Origin of the sequence: Mucilaginibacter phenanthrenivorans, from assembly GCF_024721155.1 — a bacterium.
Lineage (GTDB): Bacteria > Bacteroidota > Bacteroidia > Sphingobacteriales > Sphingobacteriaceae > Mucilaginibacter > Mucilaginibacter phenanthrenivorans.
In genome coordinates this window covers 1-2,541 of sequence record NZ_JAHVAP010000028.1, presented here as the reverse complement: position 1 = coordinate 2,541, position 2,541 = coordinate 1, and the positions used below count along the sequence as shown (strand labels likewise).

Sequence of the window (2,541 nt, the reverse complement as noted above, 5' to 3'; positions counted from 1 at the left end):
GGCGGCTACAAACCATGGGCATTGCGGAATGGTCACGAGTACCCCACCTCTAAAGGCCGGCGCTGCATACTCGCGCCAAAGGGGGGCATCAAAGAAATTAATTTTCAAACATTTATAATAGCCGTAAATTACGGCAATACAGGTGTCGACAGAATATTGGCTTCATTTAATTGGACATGGACGCCATCTGCAACCTCATCAATAAGGCTTAACCCAACTGCTTCGCCAGCAGCAATAAGTTTTATAAAATCAGCTTATCCGTTGTACAAAATCAACTAATATAAAAAAAGCAAGATTTATTTAACAATTGAAATCGTCTTTGGAAAATATGGAGTAATAGAAGTCAAAATAAATTAAGATTAATGCTGGAAAAGGCATTATTCATAAAATATTGTTTTTTAATAATTAATTATGTTAATCAGGAAATATGTATCAGTAGGCGTTTTGACAGTGGTACTGTTATTTACGATCAAAAACTCTTTCGGGCAACAGCAACAGTTCATACCGGACTCCGCTCACAACATACCAAAAAAAATTACGTGGACCGAGTTTCATTCGCGTGTCGATAGGGCCGTCAAGCTTCTTCAAACTAAGGAACTTTCAGCGATCTCAGATAGCGACCACGTAAATATCATGCTGTGCTTAAATACCATTTTTTTAGGCAATCGTTTTTTAAAAGGATTTAATGATGCTAGATGTAAAAGACTTCTGTACGTGGCAAATGAAAAGGACTACAAGAATAACATTGGTAAAGTTTACCCTGAATGGTTATTCAATCGAGGGATGGGGCAATATTATCCAAAATTAAAAATGGAACTTTACGGAACACCCAACCTTTATGCGATATTTATTATTTCAAACAAGTAAAAATAATCGATCAAGGTAGTGTTTCAATCCTGTTGTTAACAATATAACAGGTTGAAGATCAAACCAAACGCAAAAACATCAAATTAAAAAACAGTAAAACCGAGTGGTACAAATGTATCATCCGGTTATTTTTTGTGGGTTAAAACGAAGCTAACTCCTTGAAGCTTGACGTAGTGTTTCAATCCCCCACATAGCGGGGATGCTGAGCTACCTGATCCCGCTGAAGGCCACCGCCGCGCTGGCCGCCAATAGCTACAGCCTTACCACAGTGCCGCTCAGCAATTTGGTGTTCAATTATACCTATGACGACCATGGTCGGGTAGTGACCAAAACAGTACCCGCAGGCGGAACCATGTACATTGTTTACGACCCGCTGAACCGCCCCGTGCTGATGCAGGATGCGAACATGCGGGCGAACAACAAGTGGAATTATATTAAGTACGATGTAAAAGGCAGGCCCATCAGCCAGGGGATTTATACGGATGCCACGCATACCACGCTAACTGCTATGCAAACCTACGTTGCCGGGCTCAGCTATGCCACCTGGTATGAGAGCCGCAACGCTACGGCAACAAGCGGCGGCTACTATACCAATGTGACGTTCCCGACTACTGGCGCTCCATTGGCATGGGCCTATTTTGACGATTACGATCTCGACCAAAACGGAGCCGACGATTACAGCTACGCAACCCAGGGCGATTTGACGGGTGAGGGCAGCGCCACCGCAGCAAAGTTAAGAGGCGTACCCACCATGATCAGCACCACCACCATGGGCAACGGGATTACCGCAGGCCTATGGCTCACCACCGCCACTTTTTACGACAAGCGGGGCAACCCGATCCAGGTACGCAGCAAAAATCACCTGTACACCGGCTCTGCTGCATTTTCCGATACCAAAACGGTGGCAGTCAGCTTTGCCGGGGTACCTACCGCCGCTAAGGTGGAGAAAATAACCGGGGCATCCACCTCGGTGAAGGTGTATACCTATCTTTCTTACGACCATATGTACCGCCTGACGGGCATAAGCCAGAAATATAACACAGGCACCCAGCAGGTGGTAGCCGCATACAGCTATAACGAGATTGGGCAAATCATAAAAAAAGGCGTGGGCTATGCGGGCAGCGCAGGCGCATGGCTGCAGAATATCGACATGCGGTATAATATCCGCGGGCAATTGTTAACCATCAACAACAGCACGCTTACCAATGACATGACGACCGCCAAAACCAATGGCGATACCAACGATGTATTCGGCATGCAGCTATTTTATGACCAGGCTGCCGATGGCAGCATAGGCAACGTACAAAAATACAACGGCAAGCTGACGGCACTGAAGTGGATGAGCGTGGATAATTTTGGCGCAAAATCAAAGGAGCGCAACTACAAGTTTGCCTATGATGATGTTGACCGGTACACCGCCGAAAACTATGCCGAGCGCACTACTGCGGGCACGGGAAACTTTACCGTTAATGCAAACGGTTTTGATGAGTTCGGGATCACCTACGATGCAGCCGGTAATATCACTGCTTTAAAACGCAATAGCTCAACTATGGGTAATACAGGCGCATTCACGGCAATTGATAACCTGACTTACACCTACAGCACAACCAACCCCAACCAGCTGGCATCAGTGGCTGATGCAACCGGGAACACTTCGGGCTTTATTGGAGGTAC

Annotated in this window: 2 protein-coding genes and 1 pseudogene; all 3 read left to right on the top strand. The window is 45.9% G+C overall.

Translation table 11 applies throughout. From position 1 onward, the window contains the following. Positions 1-279 (top strand): hypothetical protein (locus tag KXD93_RS30475; protein WP_258141345.1); only part of this gene is annotated, 279 nt, incomplete at its 5' end. 132 nt (positions 280-411) lie between these two features. Continuing rightward, on the top strand, positions 412-867 hold the full coding sequence (locus KXD93_RS30470; RefSeq protein WP_258141344.1) for a hypothetical protein: 456 nt from the start codon (positions 412-414) through the stop codon (positions 865-867). A gap of 199 nt (positions 868-1,066) precedes the next feature. Beyond that, positions 1,067-2,541, top strand: a pseudogene (locus tag KXD93_RS30465) (hypothetical protein); the annotation flags it as partial.